General features: G+C 58.0%; 20 protein-coding genes and 1 pseudogene. 15 read left to right on the top strand and 6 right to left on the bottom strand.

From position 1 onward, the window contains the following. Positions 1-16: 16 nt before the first annotated feature. From atuC to ACTV8E_RS03280, 3 genes are all read right to left on the bottom strand, one after another. Positions 17-1633, bottom strand: a complete 1617-nt coding sequence (gene atuC / locus ACTV8E_RS03290; protein WP_443198470.1) for a geranyl-CoA carboxylase subunit beta — start codon at positions 1631-1633, stop codon at positions 17-19. A 4-nt stretch (positions 1634-1637) separates the two neighbouring features. After that, positions 1638-2507 carry an SDR family oxidoreductase gene (locus ACTV8E_RS03285; protein WP_443198469.1) on the bottom strand — a complete coding sequence of 290 codons (870 nt, stop codon included), beginning with the start codon at positions 2505-2507 and terminating at the stop codon, positions 1638-1640. 109 nt (positions 2508-2616) lie between these two features. Beyond that, complete coding sequence (locus ACTV8E_RS03280) at positions 2617-4404, bottom strand: acyclic terpene utilization AtuA family protein (RefSeq protein WP_443198468.1); 1788 nt, start codon at positions 4402-4404, stop codon at positions 2617-2619. Positions 4405-4625: 221 nt separating this feature from the next. Between ACTV8E_RS03280 and ACTV8E_RS03275 the strand changes: the two genes are divergently transcribed. Then, positions 4626-5249: a TetR/AcrR family transcriptional regulator gene (locus ACTV8E_RS03275; protein ID WP_443198467.1), complete on the top strand. Its 624-nt coding sequence runs from the start codon at positions 4626-4628 to the stop codon at positions 5247-5249. A 103-nt stretch (positions 5250-5352) separates the two neighbouring features. Then, positions 5353-6168, top strand: coding sequence for a substrate-binding periplasmic protein (locus ACTV8E_RS03270; RefSeq protein ID WP_443198466.1), 816 nt, complete (start codon positions 5353-5355; stop codon positions 6166-6168). Between the two features lie 10 nt (positions 6169-6178). On the opposite strand, the gene ACTV8E_RS03265 is transcribed toward ACTV8E_RS03270, so the two are convergent. Then, positions 6179-6349, bottom strand: coding sequence for a DUF2897 family protein (locus ACTV8E_RS03265; RefSeq protein WP_273537514.1), 171 nt, complete (start codon positions 6347-6349; stop codon positions 6179-6181). Positions 6350-6650: 301 nt separating this feature from the next. Between ACTV8E_RS03265 and pyrF the strand changes: the two genes are divergently transcribed. After that, the gene (pyrF, locus tag ACTV8E_RS03260) at positions 6651-7346 is read left to right on the top strand and encodes an orotidine-5'-phosphate decarboxylase (RefSeq protein ID WP_251837369.1); all 696 of its coding nucleotides are present in this window, start codon (positions 6651-6653) and stop codon (positions 7344-7346) included. 582 nt (positions 7347-7928) lie between these two features. Here pyrF and ACTV8E_RS03255 read toward each other — a convergent pair. Then, positions 7929-8378 carry an REP-associated tyrosine transposase gene (locus tag ACTV8E_RS03255; RefSeq protein ID WP_251837368.1) on the bottom strand — a complete coding sequence of 150 codons (450 nt, stop codon included), beginning with the start codon at positions 8376-8378 and terminating at the stop codon, positions 7929-7931. Between the two features lie 97 nt (positions 8379-8475). Continuing rightward, the gene (locus ACTV8E_RS03250; RefSeq protein WP_443198465.1) at positions 8476-8724 is read right to left on the bottom strand and encodes a hypothetical protein; all 249 of its coding nucleotides are present in this window, start codon (positions 8722-8724) and stop codon (positions 8476-8478) included. On the opposite strand from ACTV8E_RS03250, the pseudogene ACTV8E_RS03245 reads away from it, so the two are divergent. The 12 genes and pseudogenes from ACTV8E_RS03245 to ACTV8E_RS03190 all read left to right on the top strand — a co-directional run bounded on the left by ACTV8E_RS03245 (position 8723) and on the right by ACTV8E_RS03190 (position 21737). Continuing rightward, positions 8723-10180: pseudogene (locus tag ACTV8E_RS03245) on the top strand (MBL fold metallo-hydrolase RNA specificity domain-containing protein). The gene ACTV8E_RS03250 and the pseudogene ACTV8E_RS03245 overlap by 2 nt on opposite strands. Before the next feature lie 106 nt (positions 10181-10286). Further along, positions 10287-10805 (top strand): transcription/translation regulatory transformer protein RfaH, encoded by a 519-nt coding sequence (gene rfaH / locus ACTV8E_RS03240; protein ID WP_443198464.1) that lies wholly within the window; start codon positions 10287-10289, stop codon positions 10803-10805. A gap of 196 nt (positions 10806-11001) precedes the next feature. Further along, positions 11002-11340, top strand: coding sequence for an HI0074 family nucleotidyltransferase substrate-binding subunit (locus ACTV8E_RS03235; protein ID WP_273537509.1), 339 nt, complete (start codon positions 11002-11004; stop codon positions 11338-11340). A gap of 2 nt (positions 11341-11342) precedes the next feature. Beyond that, positions 11343-11693, top strand: a complete 351-nt coding sequence (locus tag ACTV8E_RS03230; protein ID WP_273537508.1) for a nucleotidyltransferase domain-containing protein — start codon at positions 11343-11345, stop codon at positions 11691-11693. Positions 11694-11827: 134 nt separating this feature from the next. After that, complete coding sequence (locus ACTV8E_RS03225; RefSeq protein WP_443198463.1) at positions 11828-13192, top strand: phosphomannomutase; 1365 nt, start codon at positions 11828-11830, stop codon at positions 13190-13192. Between the two features lie 896 nt (positions 13193-14088). Then, a complete protein-coding gene (rfbB, locus tag ACTV8E_RS03220; protein ID WP_443198462.1) occupies positions 14089-15219 on the top strand; it encodes a dTDP-glucose 4,6-dehydratase in 1131 nt (376 codons plus the stop codon). 368 nt (positions 15220-15587) lie between these two features. Beyond that, entirely contained in the window at positions 15588-16484 is an 897-nt protein-coding gene (gene rfbD, locus ACTV8E_RS03215) for a dTDP-4-dehydrorhamnose reductase (protein WP_443198461.1), read from the top strand. After that, positions 16472-17362 (top strand): glucose-1-phosphate thymidylyltransferase RfbA, encoded by an 891-nt coding sequence (gene rfbA, locus ACTV8E_RS03210; protein WP_443198662.1) that lies wholly within the window; start codon positions 16472-16474, stop codon positions 17360-17362. The genes rfbD and rfbA overlap by 13 nt, the downstream gene beginning before the upstream one ends. Continuing rightward, positions 17359-17925, top strand: a complete 567-nt coding sequence (gene rfbC / locus ACTV8E_RS03205) for a dTDP-4-dehydrorhamnose 3,5-epimerase (RefSeq protein WP_443198460.1) — start codon at positions 17359-17361, stop codon at positions 17923-17925. The genes rfbA and rfbC overlap by 4 nt, the downstream gene beginning before the upstream one ends. Positions 17926-17989: 64 nt before the next feature. After that, positions 17990-19066 carry a non-hydrolyzing UDP-N-acetylglucosamine 2-epimerase gene (gene wecB, locus ACTV8E_RS03200; RefSeq protein WP_443198661.1) on the top strand — a complete coding sequence of 359 codons (1077 nt, stop codon included), beginning with the start codon at positions 17990-17992 and terminating at the stop codon, positions 19064-19066. A 104-nt stretch (positions 19067-19170) separates the two neighbouring features. After that, positions 19171-20442 (top strand): UDP-N-acetyl-D-mannosamine dehydrogenase, encoded by a 1272-nt coding sequence (gene wecC / locus ACTV8E_RS03195; RefSeq protein WP_443198459.1) that lies wholly within the window; start codon positions 19171-19173, stop codon positions 20440-20442. A 104-nt stretch (positions 20443-20546) separates the two neighbouring features. Next, complete coding sequence (locus ACTV8E_RS03190; RefSeq protein ID WP_443198458.1) at positions 20547-21737, top strand: acyltransferase family protein; 1191 nt, start codon at positions 20547-20549, stop codon at positions 21735-21737. The last annotated feature ends 52 nt before the right edge of the window (positions 21738-21789 follow it).

Genomic DNA, 21789 nt, shown 5'->3' with positions numbered 1-21789 from the left:
GGGAGGAAGGGCGCGCTTACAGGCGCGCCACTCCGAATGTGTTGGATTTGAGCGGACGGACTTCGGCTTCGGCGCAAATATCCAGCAGGAAGCCCAGCAGCTTGCGGGTATCGCGCGGGTCGATCAGGCCGTCATCCCACAGGCTGGCGGTGCCGTACAGCGCGGTGGACTGGCTGTCCAGTTTCTGCGCGGTGACGGTTTCCAGCATGTCGAGCATCTTCGGGTCCGCGGTCATGCCCTGTTTGGTGTGCTTGTCCTCGGTGACGATGCGCAGCACCTTGCCGGCCTGGGCGCCGCCCATCACGGCGGTCTTGCTGTTGGGCCAGGCGAAGATGAAGCGCGGGTCCAGACCACGGCCGCACATGGCGTAGTTGCCGGCGCCGTAGGAGCCGCCGACCACGATGGTCAGCTTGGGCACGCGGGCGTTGGCCACGGCTTGCAGCATCTTCGAGCCGTGCTTGATCACGCCATTCTGCTCGGACTCGGTGCCGACCATGAAGCCGGTGGTGTTGTGGAAGAACAGGATCGGGGTGTTGCTCTGGTCGCACAGCTGGATGAACTGTGCAGCCTTGGCGGCGCCGCGCGGGGTGATAGGGCCGTTGTTGCCGATGAAGCCGCAGGGTTGGCCTTCGATGCTCAGGTGACCGCACACGGTTTGGCTGTCGAACTCGTTCTTGAAGTCGAGGAATTCGGAGCCGTCGGCGATGCGGGCGATGATCTCGCGCACGTCGTAGGGCTTCTTGGCGTCGTTGGGCACGATGCCCAGCAATTCTTCGGCCGGGTACAGCGGCTCGCGGTAGGCCTTTTTGGCGCGTACCGGCAACTGCTGGTTCCACGGCAGCATCTGCATGATGTTGCGCGCCAGGCGCACGCCGTCGGCGTCGTTCTCGGCCAGGTACTCGGCGGTGCCGGCGATCTGTGCGTGCATCTCGGCGCCACCCAGTTGTTCGTCGGTGGCGATCTCGCCGGTGGCGGCCTTGAGCAGCGGCGGGCCGGCCAGGAACATCTTGGCCTTGCCGCGCACCACCACCACGTAATCGGACAGGCCGGGCTGATAGGCGCCGCCGGCGGTGGAGGAGCCGTGCACCACGGTCACCTGGGGAATGCCCATGGCCGAGATGCGCGCCTGGTTGGCGAAGCCGCGTGCGCCCTCGACGAAGATATCGGCGGCGTAGTTCAGGTTGGCACCGCCGGATTCTGCCAGGGTCACGATCGGCAGCTTGTTCTCCACCGCTACCTGCTGCATGCGCAGGGATTTCTTCAGGCCGGTGGGAGAGATGGTGCCGCCCTTGATGGCGCTGTTGTTGGCCAGCACCATACAGCGTACGCCCTCGATGTAGCCGATGCCGGCGATGATACCGCCACCGGCCTGGGTGCCGTCTTTGTCGTCGTGCAGCTTGTAGCCGGCTAGCGACGACAGTTCAAGGAAGGGCGCGCCCGGGTCGAGCAGCAGGTTGATGCGTTCGCGGGGCAGCAACTGGCCGCGTTTTTCGAATTTCGGTTTGGCCTCATTGGCCTTGTCGAGCACTTTCTGCTCAACGTCACGGAAGCTGGCCACGGCTGCGAGCATGGCGTCGCGGTTGGCAGCGAAGGCTGCGTCGTGGACGTCGATCTCTGACTGGATCACGGGCATGTTGTTATTCTCCGTCCTTCAGTACATCGGGTTGGTAGGCACGGTGAAAACCGTTGTAGGACTCGCTGTTCTTCGCCTTGCCCAGGGTCCAGGCACGGGTGCCCTGGCTGGCGGCGCCGTCGATGCGGATGGTGTTGCCGCTGATGAAGCTGGCGCCGGGGGACAGCAGGAAGACGATGGCCGAGGCGATTTCCGCTTCGGTGGCGATGCGCTGCAGCGGCACGTGATCCTTGAGGGAGCGGATCATGTTCTTCATGGCGTCGGGGTAGGTGTCCATGCCGCTGGAGGCCACCCAGCCGGGCGCCACGGCGTTCACGCGCACGCCGGCGTGGCCCCATTCGTAGGCGGCGGTCTTGGTGAAGTTTTCCATGCCGGCACGGGCCGCGCCGGAGTGCCCCATGCCCGGCATGCCGCCCCACATGTCGGCCAGCATGTTGACGATGCTGCCGCCGTGCTTGGACAGGCTCTGCAGGAACACTTCCTTAGCGATCAGGAAGCCACCGACCAGGTTGGTGCGCACCACGGTCTCGAAGCCTTTCTGGTTGATGCCGATCAGCGGCGCCGGGAACTGGCCGCCGGCATTGTTGACCAGGTGGTGGATGCGACCGCGCTCGGCGATCACGGCCTTGACCATGGTCTTGACGGCTTCTTCATCACGGATGTCGCAGGTCTGGAAGCTGACGCTGCCGCCGTCCTCCACGATCTCGGCGGCGGTTTTTTCCAGCTTCTCCAGCTTGCGTCCCACCAACACCACATGGGCGCCCAGGGCGGCCAGTTCGTGGGCGGTACAGCGGCCGATACCGCTGCCGCCGCCGGTGACCATGATGGTCTGGTCGGCGAACAGGCCGGGTTTAAAGACCGAGTCATAGCTCATTGTTTTAATCGTCCTCGTCGTATTCGTAGGGTGGAAAACCGCAAAGCGTTTTCCACCAAAAGCAACAGCGGTGAATGGATGAAGCGCCAGCTACGCGCCCCGATCCACCCTACAACGTCTCCGCCAATGCGCTGGGCACCGGCACCGGGAATTCCAGTAATTGCTGAGCGAAGGCCTTGCCCTGCGGGTCGATGCGCAGGCTGGCGACACCGCCGCCGCCCAGGGCGTTTTCCAGCAGGAAGTTCAGGCTGTGGGTGCCTGGCAGGTACCAGCGGCTGACGCGCCCGGTGATCGGGTCGAGCAGATGCTGCATCCAGTCCACCACGGCCTCGTTGCTCAGCGCCTCGGCAATCCACGGCAGATATTCGGCCTTGCGGGCCATAACGCCAATATTGCTGTGGTTGCCCTTGTCGCCGGAGCGCGCCACGGCCAGCTTGATCAGCGGCACGCTGACGGTGGCCTCGCCTTGGGCCAGCGGCGGGGCGATATCGTCGGCCAACTGCGCCGGGTCGAAGGTTTGCAACGTCGGAAGGGCCACGGGGGAACGTTCGCCGTTGAGTTCCACTTCCAGGGTGCACGCGCTCTTGTCGACCAAGAACGAAAACAGGCGGATCACCGGATACACGGTGGGGCGACCGCCGACGATGCCGGTCAGGCCTGGCGCCATGCCGGTGGAGGCTTGGGCGATCTCACGGGAGAACAGCACCAGGGCCTCTTTCTTGGGGTGGCGTACGGCCAGTTTGATCACCACTTCACGGGTGTCCTGGCGTTGTCCGCGCGGGCCGTAGGTGGCTTCGGTGCCCAGCAGTTCGATGTTCACTTCGCGGTACGGACCCCAGCCGCGTTCGATGAACATTTCCTCGGTCTTCTTGACGATGGCCTGGCTGACGCGCTCGGCCTTGGCCACGGCGTCGATGCCGGCAATCAGGCAGCTGGCGGTGCAGCGGAAGCCGTCGGGGTGAGTGGCGCTGACCTTGTACTGCTCGGTCGGCGGCAGGCCCTTGGCGCCGCTGACACGCACGCGGTGTTCGCCGTCCTGCTCCAGATTGACCTGGGTAAAGTCGCAAATCACATCCGGTAGCAGGTAGGCGCGCGGGTCGCCGATTTCATAGAGCATCTGCTCGCCGGCGGTGAAGGGCGTAACCAGGCCGCCGGTGTTTTCCGCTTTGGTCAGCACAAAGCTGCCATCGGCCTCGACTTCCAGAATCGGGAAGCCGATGTGCTCGTAGTCCGGGACGTCGCGCCAGTCGGTGAAGTTGCCGCCGGTGCTTTGCGCGCCGCATTCCACCAAGTGACCGGCCAGGGCGGACTGGGCCAGCTTGTCATACTCGTTCCAGCTCCAGCCGAATTCGTGCACCAACGCGCCGGTAACTACAGCGCTGTCCACCACGCGGCCGGTGATCACGATGTCGGCACCTTGATCCAGTGCAGCGGCAATGCCCGGTGCGCCCAGGTAGGCGTTGACCGACACGCAGAACGGCGGCAGCGGCGAGCCGTTGAACATTTCGGTGGTGCCGGCCTTGCTCAACTCGCCGAGCTTGGGCTGCAGGTTGTCACCGTGCAGCACGGCAATCTTCAGGTTGACGCCGGCCTTTTCGCAGGCCGCCGCCATGGCCGCGGCGCAAGCGCTGGGGTTAACGCCGCCGGCGTTGCTGACGATGCGGATTTTCTTGGCGGCGATTTCGCCGAGCAGCGGGGCCAATACCTCGACGAAATCTTTGGCGTAGCCCTCATCGGGCTTCTTCATCCGGGCGCCGGCCATGATCGACATGGTGATCTCGGCCAGGTAGTCGAAAACCAGGTAATCAAGAGTTGCGCCTCGCACCAACTGGGCTGCGGCAGTAGAGGTGTCGCCCCAAAAAGCGGAGGCGCAGCCGATGCGTACGGTTTTAGTCATTGTGATAGTCCGCTCACGCTGGATAAGGTGAAGCGAACACTACCAAGCAAGCGCTTGGTTGAAAAGCCCCTTGCTGATACTTTTAGCCAAGCGCTTGCTCGGCTGGCGGCTAACACCCAGAATTCGCCCCTAAATAAATGGCATTAGGACTTGGGTCTGTATGTGGCGGCTTGTCGCCGCCAAGGTGAGCCCATTAATGCTTGGTGAGAGAGGTAGTACACGTGGATGATCAAAAGGCCCAGGCCGTAATGCAGGAGCTTGTTGCCAGCGGCCAAGTTACCGACCCCGAAAGCCCCCGCGGCAAACTGCTGCAGGAGGCCGCACGGTTGTTTCGCCGCAAGGGCTACGAGCGCACCACGGTGCGCGACCTGGCCAACGCGGTGGGCATTCAATCCGGCAGCATCTTCCATCACTTCAAGAGCAAGGAAGAAATCCTGCGTTCGGTGATGGAGGAAACCGTCATTTACAACACCGCCCTGCTGCGCGCCGCGTTGAGCGAGGCCAGTGATTTGCGCGAGCGAGTGCTGGCGCTGATCCGTGGTGAGCTGCAGTCGATCATGGGCGGGACCGGCGAAGCCATGGCGGTGCTGGTATACGAATGGCGCTCGTTGTCCGAAGACGGCAAGGCCCAGGTGCTCGCCCTGCGCGATCAATATGAACAGGTATGGCTGGGGGTACTGGAGGAAGCGCGTGCGGCCGGATATGTGCAAAACGATCCGTTTATCCTGCGTCGTTTCCTCACCGGGGCGCTGAGCTGGACCACCACCTGGTATCGTCCCGACGGGCCAATGACCCTGGATAGCCTGGCTGAAGAAGCGCTGGCTATGGTGATTCGAGCGCCGTGAATGAGCAGTAATGCCTGAGTTTGGGTTGGCAATGGTTAGCTTGCTAGGCTTTCATCCATTGCTCAGGTAGGCTTCGAATGGTGTTTTTCAAGAGATTTCCAGGATGCGTTGGCTGCTCCTGTCCCTATTGTTACTGGCGGGCCACGGGCTTGCGGGTCCGATACAGGCCGAGCGGCTGGTAAAGGTCGCCGGGACTTATTTCCCTCCCTACGTGCAAGATGCGGGCGCTCGAGAGGGCTTGCTGATTGAGTTGCTGGGTGCGCTCAACCAGATCCAGTCCGACTATCGCTTCGTGGTGGTGCCCACGGCTATTCCTCGGCGTTTCGTCGACCTGCAGACGGGGCGGATCGACATGGTCATGTTCGACAACCCCCAGTGGGGCTGGAAAAATATCGATCATGACGTGATTGACCTGGGCTTGCAGGACGCGGCGATGTTCGTCGCACTGGCGCCCCGAGAGGAGCACTACTTCGACACCCTGCAGGACAAGCGCCTGGCGCTTTATCGCGACTACAGTTACCGCTTCGCCGACTTTGTCACCGATCCGGAACGCTTGCGTGAACGATTTGCAGTTGCCCTAACCTACTCCCACGAAGGCAATCTGCTGATGGTGCTGAACAAGCGTGCCGAGATTGCCGTGGTAACGCGCTCCTTTCTGGAGGCTTTCCTGCAACGCAATCCGCATTACCGAAACCGACTGCACGTCGCCCAGAAGGTCGATCAGTATTACGATCACCGTGCATTGCTGCGGCCCGATGGCCCAATCAGTGCTCAACATCTTGAAACGCTGCTGGAAAGCCTGCACGCGACAGGAAGACTGCAATCGATCTTCCTGCCGTTGGGCATTCTGGTCCGACCTCGGGCGACGAGCCGGTTACCCTGCAAGTCGCAAATCGGTACTCTTCAAGCTGAATTTTGAGCGTCGAAACTCAATCTTTTTCGCGTCTCTCTTCGGCATCCAGCCGCGCATTACGCGCCTTGATGTCCTTCAATTGTTCCTCCGTCAGAGGGATTTTCTTCGCGCCATCACGCAGCATCAGCAGGCTGCCGATGACCGAACCGAACACCACCAGCAGGATCAACCAGACATACCAAGGCATGGCCATGCACCTCAATAAAACGTGGAGCTGTCACCATACGACCTTGTCGTGTGCTTGTCAGTTTGCTTGCCCGGCCTGTTGAACCCACACCACGCGCAGGGTGTGTACGGCGGGATGCACGGAGTGCACGGGGCAGCCCAGCATGGGGCGTGTTTCCAGCGGTGGGCTGCTCGCTGTGGCCCGCGAGGCCGCCCTACGACATGTGATGAGGCGCGATCCGTCCTGCATGCGGCAGCTTTCCGCTCGCCCCAGCTGCGCCTTCGGCTACAATGCGCGGCGTTTTTTACCGAGAGATTTCGCCATGGCCTGCCCGTCCCCAATCATCGTTGCCCTCGACTTTCCTTCCCGCGACGCCGCACTGGCCTTGGCGGCCCGCCTCGATCCCACAAAATGCCGAGTCAAGGTGGGTAAGGAGTTGTTCACGCGTTGTGGCCCTGGCATTGTCGAGACGCTGCAGGCCCAGGGTTTCGATGTCTTCCTCGACATGAAATTTCATGATATTCCCAACACCACGGCGATGGCGGTCAAGGCGGCAGCCGAGATGGGTGTGTGGATGGTCAACGTGCACTGCTCCGGTGGCCTGCGCATGATGGCAGCGTGCCGCGAAACGCTGAATTCTCTTAGTGGCCCAAAACCGCTCTTGATCGGCGTGACCGTGTTGACCAGCATGGAGCGCGGAGATTTGCGTGGCCTCGGCCTGGATATCGAACCTCAGGAGCAGGTACTGCGCTTGGCCGGCCTGGCCGCACAAGCCGGGCTGGATGGTCTGGTTTGCTCCGCCCAGGAAGCGCCGGCCTTGAAAACCGCGCAACCGCACCTGCAACTGGTTACCCCTGGCATTCGCCCGGCCGGCAGCGCCCAGGACGACCAACGCCGCATCCTCACCCCCCGCCAGGCACTGGACGCCGGTTCCGATTACCTGGTGATCGGTCGCCCCATCAGTCAGGCTGCCGACCCGGCCCAGGCATTGGATGCAGTGTTGGCCGAATTGGCCTGAGCCAAGGCAGTCTGCAATCCAACTGTGTGGGGGCGAATAGTTCGCCCCCACACAGTTGGGTTTGCATGCACACTGAACCGCTTTGGTAGGGGCGAATTCATTCGCCTGGCTCCGTGCGTTTTAACTACGCCGATGAGGCGACGAACATCGAAGGTGCGGGCCCAGCCTAACCCCCACAGTCCATCGCACCTCATTAGCTGCCGGTTGGCCCGTGCAACGGCGAATAAATTCGCCTGGCACCGTGTTTTAAGCCCACGCCGATGCGGCGACGAACATCGAAGGTGGGGCATCAGTCAGCCAAACCTCTACGGTTCGTCGCGTCGCATCAGCTACCGGCTGGCCCGTGCAACGGCGAATAAATTCGCCCCCACAGTTGGGTTTGCCTGCGCTGAGTCGCTTTGGTAGGGGCGAATTCATTCGCCTGGCACCGTGTTTTAAGCCCACGCTGATGCGGCGACGAACGTCGAAGGTGCGGGCCCAGCCAAACCCCCTAAGTCCGTCGCATCTCATCAGCTACCGGCTGGCCCGTGCAACGGCGAATAAATTCGCCCCTACTGTCAAGCCATAACCTCTACGCAGCATTCACAGCCAAATCGCATCCCAATGCGGATAGAGTCCGATACGTTCGACGAGACCTGCCCGAAGCGGGTTGGCAACGATATAGCGGGCAATCTGTGGCACGCTTTCGTCGCAGCGCAAAGCATGATCGTGGTAACCACGTTGCCAAACGGGGGCTGTTTGGCCTGACTGCAAACGAATTTGTCGGGATGAGCGGCCTTTGAGTTTTTTTATTACTTGAGACAAATCGCTGTCTTCCCGCAGCTGTAACAGCCAATGCACATGGTCAGGCATCACGACCCATGCAAGTGAGACAACTCGTTGTTCTTCCTGCAAACGACGCATTTCAGTAATCACAATGCGCGCGATTCGAAAGTTCACGAACCACGGGTGACGAGCTTCGGTGCAGGTTGTGACATGGTAGATTTGATTCGTCTGTGAGGTGCGCCCCTTCAGCAAGAACTTGCGAGGCATATCCATTGCCTTCCGTCTATTTGACGGCCCAACTGTAGTGGTCGATTTACATTGTGGCCATTCCAGCCGAACCCAGACATCCGTCGCATCTCATCAGTTACCGGATGGCCCGTGCAACGGCGAATGAATTCGCCCCTACAGTTGGTTTGCATGCGCGCTGAACCGCTTTGGTAGGGGCGAATTCATTCGCCTGGCTCCGTGCTTTCACGCCGATGCGGCGACGAACTCCGAAAGCGCAGGCGTCAAAAAGCCACAACGGATCATTGCGCCCGATTTCCGTTTCCTTTTGTCGAAACTCGATACCATCCCGCTCGCTTGGCAATTCATCGTTATAAGGAATGAACATGAACTATCCCGAGATTCTCCATCACGGCGCGAGAGATGGCGTGACTGGCTCCTGCCATCAATTGAACATGAACGCGCAAAACAGTCTGCTAATCGACTGCGGCCTGTTTCAAGGTGCGGAAATTTCTGCCTAGGGTCAATCCGGCGCAGACCGACTGAATATTGAATTTCCCCTCGATGGCATTCGTGCGCTGGTCGCCACTCATGTCCACATCGACCATGTCGGGCGCATCCCCTATTTGCTGGCCGCCGGCTTCAAAGGTCCTATCCTGTGCAGCGAGCCTTCGGCCAAGCTGCTGCCCATCGTCCTAGAGGATGCCTTCAAGCTCGGCTTCAGCCGTGACCAGAAACTGGTCGAGCGCTATATAAAGGTGATCGAGCAACGCATCATCGCCTTGCCCTACAAAACCTGGTTCAGCCTGATTGATCAGCCGGACCTGAGCTGTCGCATCCGCCTGCAGCGTGCTGGGCACATACTCGGCTCCGCCTATGTGGAAATCGACCTGCGTTATCCGCAAACCGGGGCAAAACAGCGCATCGTCTTCTCGGGTGATCTCGGCGCTCCCCACGCGCCGCTGCTGCCAGCGCCCAAGTCGCCGTATCGCGCCGATACGCTGGTGATTGAAAGCACTTACGGCGACCGCCTCCATGAAGACCGGCGCAGCCGCCGTCAGCGCCTCGAAGCCGTCATCGAGCAGGCACTGGAAGATGAAGGCAGCGTGCTGATTCCCGCGTTCAGCATTGGGCGCACCCAGGAATTGCTCTACGAATTGGAAGACATCATCCACCGCAAAACCGCTGGCCGAAGCTGCGCGTCGAGCGAGGAACTTCAAGGCCTGGCCGGTGCTCCAACAGATTGGCCGCAACTGCCGATCATCCTTGATTCACCGCTGGCCTCGCGGTTCACCGCAGCCTATCGGCAGCTGCAACCGTTTTGGAATCAGGAAGCCCTACGCCGGGTACAGGCCGGTCGACGTCCACTGGAGTTCCAGCAATTGATCACGGTAGACAGCCATCACGATCACCTGCGCATGGTCCAACACCTGGCCCGTACCGCACGTCCCGCCATCGTCATTGCTGGCAACGGCATGTGCTCCAGCGGACGCATCGTCAACTACCTCAAGGCCATGCTCGGCGACTCTCGCCACAATGTTCTGTTTGTGGGCTACCAGGCCAAAGGAACGCCGGGCAATGCGATCCAGCGATACGGTCCGCAAGGCGGCTACATCGACCTCGAGGGCGAACGCCACAGCATTCGCGCTGGCGTCAGTAGCCTGGGTGGTTACTCGGCTCATGCGGACCAGCGTGGCCTGATCAATTTCATTACCCGAATGCGCGAATGGCCGAGCCAAATTCGGCTGGTGCATGGGGAAGCGGAGGCCAAGCGGCAGCTGGCAGATGCTCTGCATCAACGTTATGCGCTTAACAACCGGCCAGTGGCCATTTTTTCAGAATAGAGGCTCGTCTTTTATAGAACTTGGGCTAGACTGTGCGCCTTTTCACAATCAGCGCTGACAGGGAAGACAGGGCCGCAGCACTCAGGCGGGCAATTGAAAAATGGACATGAACGCGTGTGCCCTCGAAGCCACAGCCATCGACCAAGACATTGCTTGGTACCTTGTGCAGTGCAAACCTCGGCAGGACGAGCGGGCAGAAGAGCACCTGCTACGCCAAGGCTACACCTGCTACCGCCCGCGATGCCGACGCGAGCGCCTGGTGCGTGGCCAGCGGCTGATCCAAGAAGAATCCCTATTTCCCGGCTACCTGTTCATACAGCTGAGTGACAGCAGCAACTGGGCGCCGCTGCGTTCAACCCGTGGCGTCAACCGCCTGGTCGCCTTTGGCGGCTACCCCCTGCAAGTGGCCGACTCGCTTATCGACAACCTGCGCCAGCGCGTGGAACCCAAGCCACAGCCTTTGCTTCAGGCTGGAGACAAGGTCCGTATTATCGACGGCAGCTTTGCCGAACTCGACGCCATCTTCCTGTCCATGGACGGCGAGGAGCGCGTTGTGCTGCTCATGAAACTGCTTAACCGCGAACAGCACCTGCACATGCCCTTGGCGAGCGTGCGCAAACAGTAAACCACCAGCATCGCCCGGCCGGCCTAGAGCTGATCCGGTGAAGCACCCTTGCAACACCCGTCCTCAGGAAGTAGACGCAAAATCCTGGGGCGGTAGCGTGCCTGAACAAGAATCCAAAGCTAGGCAATGACGCTACATTCGCTGGAAGCAGCGCCTGAACAACTTCCGCAAGGCACTGGCCCAGCTCAGTGAAGCCATGCTTCTGGTGCAGCAGCGCGAACTGACGAGGTTGGAGAAGCAGGGCGTTATCCAAGCGTTCGAATACACCTATGAGCTGGGCTGGAATACCTTCAAGGATTTCCTGGTCTGGCAAGGCATTGAAGGCATCATGGGCTCGCGGGGCACCATTCGTGAAGCCTTTGCCAAGGGACTCGTCGATGATGGCGAGGGCTGGATGGCCATGCTGGTGGATCGCAACCGCACCTCCCGCACCTACAACGGAGGAAACCGCCGAAGCCATCCTGACGAACATCCGCAACCATCATTACCGCTGCTAACTGCCCTTGAGCACGTTATGTTGAAGCGTCTGGAATAAGCATGAATAGCTTGGGCGAAACCGGTCTTCCACAGCATGCGCTCAATGCGATCCAGGGCGTACTCGAGCGATATCCTGGCGTCGAACGGGCCATCTTGTACGGCTCGCGTGCCAAAGGCAGCTACCGCACGGGCTCAGATATAGATCTGACACTGAAAGGTAATCTCGATTACCCCGGCTTGCTTAGGCTCGAATGCGAACTAGATGACCTTCTGCTGCCGTGGAAGATGGATCTGTCACTCTATGAGCACTTGGACAATCCCGCGCTCATCGAGCATATCGACCGCGTTGGCAAACTGCTCTACCAGCGAGGGGATCCGGCCGTGGGCCCAGCATCGCAGCGCTCTTCGTAGGAGCGGACTTGTCCGCGATCCAGGCAACGCGGTGCTGCGGTTCAATCGCGGTCAAGACCGCTCCTACAGCCGATGAAATCCGAGAAAGTAACGCTGCAACGCGTATCACACATGATCAATAGATAAGGTCGACCATGCCCCAGCTCACCTGCTTCAAAGCCTATGACATCCGCGGCCAGCTCGGTGCCGAGCTCAACGAAGACATCGCCTACCGCATCGGCCGCGCCTACGCGCAATTTCTGAACGCCAAGCGCATCGTAATCGGCGGCGACATGCGCCTGTCCACCGAGGGCCTGAAGCAGGCCCTGGCCAATGGTCTGCTGGATGCCGGCTGCGACGTCATCGACCTGGGCATGACCGGCACCGAAGAAGTCTACTTCGCCGCCTTCCACCTCGATGTCGATGGCGGCATCGAAGTCACCGCCAGCCACAACCCCATCGACTTCAACGGTATGAAACTGGTGCGCCGCGGCGCTCAGCCAATCAGCGGCGACACCGGTCTCAAGGACATCCAGCGCCTGGCCGAAGACAACGCTTTCGCCGCTGTCGAAACGCGCGGCACGCTGACCCAACAATCCTGCCAGGAAGCTTATGTCGACCACCTGCTTGGCTACCTCGATGCCGCGACGCTCAAGCCCCTGAAGCTGGTGGTCAATGCCGGCAACGGTGCAGCCGGCCACGTGATCGACGCATTGGAGCAGCGCTTCCGGGCCCTGAGTGCCAAGGTTGAATTTATCAAGGTGCATCACAATCCGGACGGTACCTTTCCCAACGGCATTCCCAACCCGATCCTGCCGGAAAACCGCGCCGCCACCGCCGATGTGGTGAAGGCACACAAGGCCGACATGGGCATCGCCTGGGACGGCGACTTCGACCGCTGCTTTCTGTTCGACGAAAACGGCGACTTCATCGAGGGCTACTACATCGTTGGCCTGCTGGCCGAAGCCTTCCTCAAGAAAGAGCAGGGTGCCAAGATCATCCACGACCCGCGCCTGACCTGGAACACCATCGACATTTGCCAGCAAAACGGCGGCCAGGCCATCCAGAGCAAAACCGGCCATGCCTTCATCAAGGAGCGCATGCGCAAGGAAAACGCCATCTACGGCGGCGAAATGAGTGCCCACCACTATTTCCGCGACTTCGCTTATTGCGACAGCGGCATGATCCCCTGGCTGCTGGTTGCTGAACTGATGAGCACCCAAGGTAAGAAACTTTCCGAGCTGGTCGGTGCGCGCATGGCCGCCTACCCGTGCAGTGGTGAGATCAACTACACCGTGAGTGATGCCAGGGCCGTGCTACAGGCAGTCAAGGCCCACTATGCCAGCGAGAACCCCACGGAAGACACCACCGACGGCCTCAGCCTGGAATTCGCCGAGTGGCGCATGAACGTGCGTTCGTCCAACACCGAGCCCTTACTGCGCCTGAACATCGAATCCCGCGCCAACCCCGCACTGGTGGCCGAGCAGGTCAAAACCATCGAAAGCATCATCGGCGCTTAATGTGAGGCACGCTCACATGCCGACTTTTGTAGGGACGAATTCATTCGCCTGGCACATTGCCTTCCGATGACTGCGGGGGGGGCGACAAACGTCAATAGCTTCCTTCCGCGTGGAAACCTGGCCCGCGCCGCACTGCGTCGTTACGCGGTTTCCACGGTGTAGACGCCGAAGCGTCGAAGGCTGCATTCCCACCCGGAGCGCACACTTACGTATCGGCTTTTGCAGGGGCGAATTCATTCGCCTGGCACATTGCCTTCCGATTACTGCGGGGTTGCGACAAACTTCATTAGATTCAATAGCTCCCACCTTCCGCGTGGAAGCCTGGCCCGCGCTGCACTGCGTCGCTACGCGGGTTCCACGGTAGACGCTGAAGCGTCGAAGGCTGCATTCCCACCCGGAGCGTAGGACGATCAATAAAGACATCGGCGTAGGGTAGGCACACTTACGTATCGGCTCTTGTAGGGGCGAATTCATTCGCCTGGCACACTGCCTTCCGATGACGGCGGGGTTGCGACAAACTTCATTAGATTCAATAGCTCCCACCTTCCGCGTGGAAGCCTGGCCCGCGCTGCACTGCGTCGCTACGCGGATTCCACGGTAGACGCTGAAGCGTCGAAGGCTGCATTTCCACACGGAGCGTGGGACGATCAATAAGGACATCGGCGTAGGGTAAGCACACTTACGTATCGGCGTTTGTAGGGGCGAATTCATTCGCCTGGCACATCGCCTTCCGATTACTGCGGGGTTGCGACAAACTAAATAGATCCCACGCTCCGGCGTAAATGCCTGGCCCTATGCTCTGGCGTAGACGCTAGAGCACCCGGTGCACATTGCTACACAGCGTGGGAACGATCAGCCTTTGCTACTTAAACAAACTCTGGACAGTACAAAAACACATGAAAATTCTCGTCACTGGCGGCGCCGGCTTCATCGGTTCGGCGGTCATCCGTCACATCATTCGCAACACCGCCGACAGCGTGGTCAACCTCGACAAACTCACCTACGCCGGCAACCTCGAATCCCTGGCTGAAATCAGCGACAGCGAGCGCTACGCCTTCGAACACGTCGACATCTGCAACCGTGCGGAACTCGACCGCGTCTTCCGTGAGCACCAGCCTGACGCCGTGATGCACCTGGCCGCAGAGTCGCACGTTGACCGCTCCATCGACGGCCCGGCCGCCTTTATCGAAACCAACATCGTCGGCACTTACTGCCTACTGGAAGCCTCCCGCCAGTACTGGCTAGGCCTGGACGAGACGCGCAAGGCCGCCTTCCGCTTCCACCACATTTCCACCGACGAAGTGTATGGCGACCTGGAAGGCCCCGAAGACCTGTTTACCGAAACAACATCCTACGCGCCCAGCTCCCCTTACTCGGCGAGCAAAGCCAGCTCCGACCACCTGGTCCGTGCCTGGCGCCGTACCTACGGCATGCCGACCCTGATCACCAACTGCTCGAACAACTACGGCCCGTACCACTTCCCTGAAAAGCTCATCCCGTTGATTATCCTGAACGCCCTGGAAGGCAAACCGCTGCCGATTTACGGCAAGGGCGATCAAGTGCGTGACTGGCTGTACGTCGAAGACCACGCTCGCGCCCTGTACAAAGTGGTAACCGAAGGCGAAGTGGGCGAGACCTACAACATCGGCGGCCACAACGAAAAACAGAACATCGAAGTCGTCCATACCCTCTGCGAACTGCTCGACGAACTCCGCCCTGTATCCAGCAATGCCAAAATTTGTGGGAGCGACGCCCCCGTCGCGAATCAGGCCGCAGGCCTGGCAATGAGCTCCTACAAAGATCTCATTACCCACGTCCAAGACCGCCCCGGCCACGACCTGCGCTACGCCATCGATGCTAGCAAGATCCAGCGCGAACTCGGCTGGACCCCCGAAGAAACCTTCGAATCGGGCATCCGCAAAACTGTCGAGTGGTACCTGAACAACCCCGACTGGGTCGCCCATGTAAAAAGCGGCGCCTACCAGCAATGGCTGGACAAAAACTACAGCGCTCGAACCACCGCGTGAAAACAACTCGCCGGCAGGCGTTAGATGTAGGGGCGAATTTATTCGCCTGGCATCAAGCCTTCCGGCACTACGCAGCTGCGACAAACAACATTGGCTCAAAATCTATAGGAGCGGACTCGTCCGCGATCAAAGCCACTCGGAGCTGCAGCTTCACGGTTGACAAAGAAAGCTAAAAAAACCGCTGCCCTGGACGTTAACCTCGTAGGGGCGAATTTATTCGCCTGGCTGCGCACCTTCTGTCAGCTGCGGAGGTACGACAAACCCCAAGCCTGATGCGCTCAATGTTTGTCGCAACCACCCAGAGTAGCTAGCCAATAAAAACCTGTGGGAGCGAGAGTTCCGAACAGCGCCAAGGAAATCCACACAACATGAAAATCCTCCTCCTCGGCAAAAACGGCCAGGTCGGCTGGGAGCTACAACGCGCCCTCCAACCCCTGGGCCAGGTCATCGCCCTGGACAGGGCAGGGGAATGCGGCCTGGTCGGCAACCTTGGCGATCTACCTGGCTTACGTCGCACCCTCTGCGACCTGAAGCCCGACATAGTGGTAAACGCCGCTGCCTACACCGCCGTAGACAAAGCCGAAAGCGAACCCGCCCTCGCCCGACGCATCAATGCCGAGGCCCCGGCAATACTCGCCGAATGCATGCAAAAACTGGGCGGCTGGCTGGTGCATTACTCCACCGACTACGTGTTTGACGGCAGCGGCCAACAACCCTGGCGCGAAGACCAACCCACCGCACCGCTTAACGTTTACGGACAAACCAAACGTGAAGGCGAACAGGCCATCCAGGCCAGCGACTGCAAACACCTGATCTTTCGCACCAGCTGGGTCTACGCCGCGCGCGGTAACAACTTTGCCAAGACCATGCTGCGCCTGGCTGCCGAACGTGAACAGCTCAAGATCATCGACGATCAGGTAGGCGCACCCACCAGCGCGGAACTGATTGCCGACATCACCGCTCACTGCTTGCGCACGGCCCGTAATAAACCGGTCAGTGGTATCTATCACCTGGCCGCCGCTGGCGAAGTCTCCTGGCACGGCTATGCAAACTTCGTGATTGAGCAGGCGCGCCAAGCCGGACAAGAGCTCGCGGTGCGAAAAATCGCTGCGATTACCACAGCCGATTACCCAACCCCGGCCCAACGCCCGCTGAATTCACGGCTCGACTGTAGTAAATTGCGCGACACTTTTGGCCTGCATCTGCCTGATTGGCAAAACGGTGTAGTACGTCTGCTATTGGAAACTCAAGGATTTTCAAGTTGAATCGCAAAGGCATAATTCTCGCGGGTGGCTCCGGCACCCGTTTGCACCCCATCACCCTTGGGGTTTCCAAGCAACTGCTACCCATCTATGACAAACCAATGATCTATTACCCGCTGTCGGTGCTAATGCTGGCGGGTATTCGCGAGATCTTGGTTATCAGCACACCGGAAGATTTGCCGGCCTATCGCAAATTGTTAGGCGATGGTAGCCAGTTCGGTATTCAGCTGAGCTTCGCTGAGCAACCCTCACCGGATGGCCTGGCCCAAGCCTTTATCATTGGCGAGGAATTTGTTGGCAACGATAATTGTTGCCTGATCCTCGGCGACAACATTTTTTACGGCCAGCACTTCACCGAAAAACTGCAGGCCGCCGCTTCACGTACGCAGGGCGCAACTGTTTTTGGCTATCACGTGTCCGACCCCGAGCGCTTTGGCGTAGTGGAATTCGATAAGCAGGGACGCGCCATCAGCATCGAAGAAAAACCGCAAAAGCCGAAATCCAGCTACGCGGTGACCGGCCTGTATTTCTACGATAATCGGGTCGTTGATATCGCCAAATCCATCCAGCCATCCCCGCGCGGTGAGCTTGAAATCACCGACATCAACCGTGCCTACTTGGAAGAGCAGAGCCTGAATGTGGAAATGCTTGGTCGCGGGTTCGCCTGGCTGGACACCGGCACCCACGAGTCGCTGCTCGATGCCGGTCAGTTCGTACACACCATCGAAAAGCGCCAGGGCTTCAAAGTTGCCTGTCTGGAAGAGATTGCTTTTCATAACGGCTGGATTAGTGCTGAACAGCTCAAGGCACAGGGCGAGTACTTGCAGAAGACTGGCTATGGCCAATACCTATTGGCGTTGCTGAAAGAATCCCACCCATGAAACTGATTCAAACCGCTATTCCTGACGTCGTGCTGATCGAACCCACCGTCTATGAAGACGAGCGTGGCTGGTTCATGGAAAGCTTTAACGAACAGCGCTTCCACGCCGAATTGCAAAAGCTCGGCCTGCCCATCCCGCGCCCCTTTGTTCAGGACAACCATTCCTGCTCTGCGAAAGGCGTACTGCGTGGCCTGCATTTCCAGCGTGATCCCCATGCCCAGGGCAAATTGGTCCGCGTTGTGAACGGCGCAGCATTCGATGTGGCGGTAGACATTCGTCCAGACTCGCCAACGTTTGGTAAGTGGGTTGGGGTAGAACTCAGTGCGGTCAACAAGCTCATGCTGTGGATTCCGGAAGGCTTCGCCCATGGCTTTCTAGCCTTGGAAGACGGTACCGAGTTTTTGTACAAGACGACGGACTACTACGCGAAAGAGTGCGAGGGAGCGATTCACTGGGATGATTTAAGTCTGAGCATTGATTGGCCGAAAGATATTCAAATCCTCACGTCTGAAAAAGACCAGCAGGCGGATTTACTGAATACGGTCACGTTTGGACGTCTGTAAGTTTTTATTTGGAGTTTTCGTGAAGACATTGTGTGTGTTTGGCACTCGCCCAGAGGCGATCAAAATGGCGCCACTAGTTCTGGCGTTGGCCGCTGACAAGCGTTTCGAAGCGAAGGTCTGCGTTACCGGCCAGCACCGTGAGATGTTGGATCAGGTTCTGGGTCTTTTTGGTATCGAACCGGATTTCGATTTGAACGTTATGAAGCCCGGCCAAGACTTAACTGATGTGACCACATCAATCCTGCAGGGCATGAAATGCGTCTTTGAAGAGTTTAAGCCGGATATAGTGCTGGTTCATGGCGATACTGCCACAACCTTTGCGGCCAGTTTGGCGGCCTACTACCAGCAAATCCCTGTTGCCCACGTGGAAGCGGGCTTGCGCACTGGGAACATTTACTCCCCTTGGCCAGAAGAGGCCAACCGCAAGTTGACTGGTGCCCTAGCCAATCTGCATTTGGCTCCAACAGAAATGTCCCAAGCTAACTTGCTACGTGAAGGTATTGACCCAAAGAGCATCGTCGTGACCGGCAATACAGTGATTGATGCACTGCTAGATGTCGTCAAACGGCTTGATCAAGACGAGGATCTCAAAGCCAAGGCCGCCGCACCCTCCGACTTCCTAGACCCAAACCGAAAATTAATTCTGGTGACCGGTCACCGCCGAGAAAGCTTCGGCGGGGGCTTCGAGCGTATCTGCCAGGCTCTAATGGAAGTTGCCAAGCAACATCCTGCGGTGGATATTGTCTATCCCGTTCACCTCAACCCTAATGTCCGTGAGCCTGTAAATCGTCTTTTGGCAGGCATTGAAAACATACATTTGATTGAGCCGCTTGATTATTTGCCTTTCGTTTATCTAATGAGCCGCTCGCATATTATCCTTACAGACTCAGGTGGGATTCAGGAAGAAGCGCCCTCGCTAGGCAAACCGGTACTGGTGATGCGAGATACCACCGAGCGACCGGAAGCCGTTGCCGCAGGCACGGTAAAACTGGTTGGCACTGAAGCTGCCAGTATCGTTCGAGAGTTAAACCGTCTATTGGTTGATCCGATGGCCTACCAGAACATGAGCTATGCCCATAACCCGTACGGAGATGGGGAAGCTTGCAAGCACATCCTGGCGGCATTGCTAGCCATACAGTAAAGATTAAGTATCAAGGTGCCATTGGCCCTATAGAGATCTGGTATAGGCAAGCGTGTCCTAAGTGCACATCTACTTCAGTATTTCAGTTTCGAGTAAAGATCATCATGTCGTTTCAAACTATCTCCGTCATAGGTCTCGGTTACATTGGGCTTCCTACCGCAGCAGTATTTGCCTCGCGTAAGAAAAAAGTTATTGGCGTTGACGTAAATCCCAAGGCCGTAGCGACCATAAATCAGGGGAAAATACATATTGTTGAGCCGGACCTGGATATCGTGGTACATGCTGCCGTAACTGAGGGCTACCTGCGAGCAACGACGACACCTGAGCCTGCCGATGCATTTTTAGTGGCAGTACCGACCCCTTTCAAGAGCGACCATGAACCAGATCTTGGTTATATTGAATCGGCCAGTAAGGCTATTGCCCCAGTATTGAAGAAAGGTGACTTAGTCATTTTGGAGTCCACCTCCCCTGTCGGTGCAACCGAACAAATGTCTGCCTGGATGGCTGAAGTTCGACCTGACCTGACTTTTCCACAGACACATGGCGAAGAGTCAGATATTCGAGTTGCACACTGCCCGGAGCGGGTGTTGCCGGGACATGTGCTGCGCGAGCTTGTTCAAAATGATCGAGTAATAGGCGGCATGACCCCGAGGTGCTCGGCGGCGGCTGCAAGTTTGTATAAGGTTTTTGTTGAAGGCGATTGCGTGGTCACAAACGCCCGTACGGCAGAAATGTGCAAGCTAACAGAAAATAGTTTCCGAGATACCAACATTGCTTTCGCCAATGAGCTGTCAATTATCTGTGACAAGTTAGACATCAACGTCTGGGAATTGATTCGCTTAGCCAATCGACACCCGCGCGTCAATATCCTTCAGCCTGGCCCAGGCGTCGGTGGTCACTGCATTGCTGTGGATCCGTGGTTCATTGTGAGCAAGGCGCCGGCTGAAGCCCGATTGATTCGAGCTGCACGTGAGGTTAACGACAGCAAGCCGGAGTGGGTATTGGAAAAAACCAAATTGGCGGTTGGCGAGTTTCTCTTGGCCAATCCGCTCAAGACTGCCCGCGATGTGACCATCGCCTGTCTGGGGCTGGCATTCAAGCCGGATATCGATGATTTGCGTGAGAGCCCGGCGGTTGCCATTACTCAGAAAATTCTCGCGACTCATCCAGGCCCTGTACTCGCAGTGGAGCCGAATATTGACGCATTATCAGGGCAATTGGCCGGGAGGCTCAGGCTTGAGGTCATCGATGCAGCTCTTGCCGTAGCCGACGTGATTGTGTTGCTGGTAGATCATAAGTCGTTCAAGACAATTCCGAGGAGTATTCTGACCACTCACAAAGTCGTCGACACCCGGGGTATTTGGTCAGCCTGCTAATTTTTTATCAGTGGCGCCAATATTGGCTAACCGGTAAAACTTTGATGGCTGTCGGACCCTAGGTCAAGAAACTACTTTAATTTTAGCAAAGCGTTGTGTGAGTGATGACGGCAGTCAACCCTGTGGTGATAGCAATAACCTTGGCCTTAGCCCTGCTAGTAGCCTCGAAGTTGTTTAGATATGGCGGTGGGAAACTTCAACCCGCAGGCAGCGGACGTTACTTAGCCTTAGATGGACTGCGTGGCTATTTAGCCTTTTTTGTTTTTCTTCACCATTCATGTATCTGGTACTTCTATCTGAAAACTGGCCGCTGGGAGCTGCCACCCTCTAATCTATTAGTAATGCTGGGCCAGGGAAGTGTTGCGCTATTCTTCATGGTGACCAGCTTTCTGTTTACTACCAAAGTGCTGAACAGCAAGGTGCATCGGATCGACTGGTTTCAGTTGTACCTTTCGCGTGTCGCAAGATTATTCCCCTTGTACATGCTAACCGTGGGTATGCTTCTTTTATTTGTGGCCATTCGCTCGAACTGGACACTTTCGGTGTCACTGGAAAGTCTGATTGATTCGGTATTCAAATGGCTCGCTTTCACGATCAACGGCAAACCGGATATAAATGGCATACAGAACACCTCGATTATGGTAGCCAGTGTCACGTGGTCGCTGCCCTTCGAATGGTTTTTCTATCTGTGCTTGCCTCTACTTGCGGTGTGCTTAAGCGGGCACGTTTCACTGCGAGGCGTAGTATTTTCTTGTTTTGCTCTATATTTGATGTTCGGGGTATGGACACCTAAGATGATCGTGTTGAGCAGCTTCTTGGGGGGGATGCTGGCAGCAGTTATCTGCCGCTATGAACCGTTGAAAAAATTGCTTGCTGATAGGTGGTTCTCCTTCGTTGCATTGGCCCTATTGCTCGTTGTTATTCAGTTACCCTCGGCCTATGATTCGCTCGCATTAGTGCTGCTTTCTCTTGTTTTTATAATCGTCGCCGCTGGGAACCGGCTGTTTGGTGTACTGGATAATTCCGCTGCCCGCTGGATGGGCGAGCTGTCCTACGGAATTTATCTTTTGCATGGCCTGGTTCTTTTTTTCATTATCCATTTTGTCCTGGGTCTTGACGTGGTCAGTGAGCTCGCGCCGCTGGCGTTCTGGTCAGTGATTTGCTTGATCACGCCTTTAGTGTTAATAGCTGCGCACCTTGCACATCTAGGAGTTGAACGACCGGCGATGAGCTGGATAAAGCGGCGCTCCAGAGGGCGGGCAGGGGCGTCGGGCAAGTTCAATCAGGCGCTGTGAAAGTGTAGGAGAAGAACGGCGCAGTAGCTGAGTTAAATGGGAATGATGTGAA

Origin of the sequence: Pseudomonas sp. B392_1p (genome assembly GCF_052245235.1) — a bacterium.
GTDB lineage: Bacteria > Pseudomonadota > Gammaproteobacteria > Pseudomonadales > Pseudomonadaceae > Serpens > Serpens gallinarum.
Note: the sequence above shows the minus strand (reverse complement) of the source record. Positions and strands in the feature narration are given on the sequence as shown.

Bases quoted from the DNA above. Each gene is read 5' to 3' on its own strand.
- atuC (WP_443198470.1), bottom strand. From the start codon at position 1,633: ATGCCCGTGATCCAGTCAGAGATCGACGTCCACGACGCAGCCTTCGCT.
- ACTV8E_RS03285 (WP_443198469.1), bottom strand. From the start codon at position 2,507: ATGAGCTATGACTCGGTCTTTAAACCCGGCCTGTTCGCCGACCAGACC.
- ACTV8E_RS03280 (WP_443198468.1), bottom strand. From the start codon at position 4,404: ATGACTAAAACCGTACGCATCGGCTGCGCCTCCGCTTTTTGGGGCGAC.
- ACTV8E_RS03270 (WP_443198466.1), top strand. From the start codon at position 5,353: ATGCGTTGGCTGCTCCTGTCCCTATTGTTACTGGCGGGCCACGGGCTT.
- ACTV8E_RS03265 (WP_273537514.1), bottom strand. From the start codon at position 6,349: ATGCCTTGGTATGTCTGGTTGATCCTGCTGGTGGTGTTCGGTTCGGTC.
- pyrF (WP_251837369.1), top strand. From the start codon at position 6,651: ATGGCCTGCCCGTCCCCAATCATCGTTGCCCTCGACTTTCCTTCCCGC.
- ACTV8E_RS03255 (WP_251837368.1), bottom strand. From the start codon at position 8,378: ATGCCTCGCAAGTTCTTGCTGAAGGGGCGCACCTCACAGACGAATCAA.
- ACTV8E_RS03250 (WP_443198465.1), bottom strand. From the start codon at position 8,724: ATGTTCATTCCTTATAACGATGAATTGCCAAGCGAGCGGGATGGTATC.
- rfaH (WP_443198464.1), top strand. From the start codon at position 10,287: ATGAACGCGTGTGCCCTCGAAGCCACAGCCATCGACCAAGACATTGCT.
- ACTV8E_RS03235 (WP_273537509.1), top strand. From the start codon at position 11,002: ATGCTTCTGGTGCAGCAGCGCGAACTGACGAGGTTGGAGAAGCAGGGC.
- ACTV8E_RS03230 (WP_273537508.1), top strand. From the start codon at position 11,343: ATGAATAGCTTGGGCGAAACCGGTCTTCCACAGCATGCGCTCAATGCG.
- ACTV8E_RS03225 (WP_443198463.1), top strand. From the start codon at position 11,828: ATGCCCCAGCTCACCTGCTTCAAAGCCTATGACATCCGCGGCCAGCTC.
- rfbB (WP_443198462.1), top strand. From the start codon at position 14,089: ATGAAAATTCTCGTCACTGGCGGCGCCGGCTTCATCGGTTCGGCGGTC.
- rfbD (WP_443198461.1), top strand. From the start codon at position 15,588: ATGAAAATCCTCCTCCTCGGCAAAAACGGCCAGGTCGGCTGGGAGCTA.
- rfbC (WP_443198460.1), top strand. From the start codon at position 17,359: ATGAAACTGATTCAAACCGCTATTCCTGACGTCGTGCTGATCGAACCC.
- wecB (WP_443198661.1), top strand. From the start codon at position 17,990: ATGGCGCCACTAGTTCTGGCGTTGGCCGCTGACAAGCGTTTCGAAGCG.
- wecC (WP_443198459.1), top strand. From the start codon at position 19,171: ATGTCGTTTCAAACTATCTCCGTCATAGGTCTCGGTTACATTGGGCTT.
- ACTV8E_RS03190 (WP_443198458.1), top strand. From the start codon at position 20,547: ATGACGGCAGTCAACCCTGTGGTGATAGCAATAACCTTGGCCTTAGCC.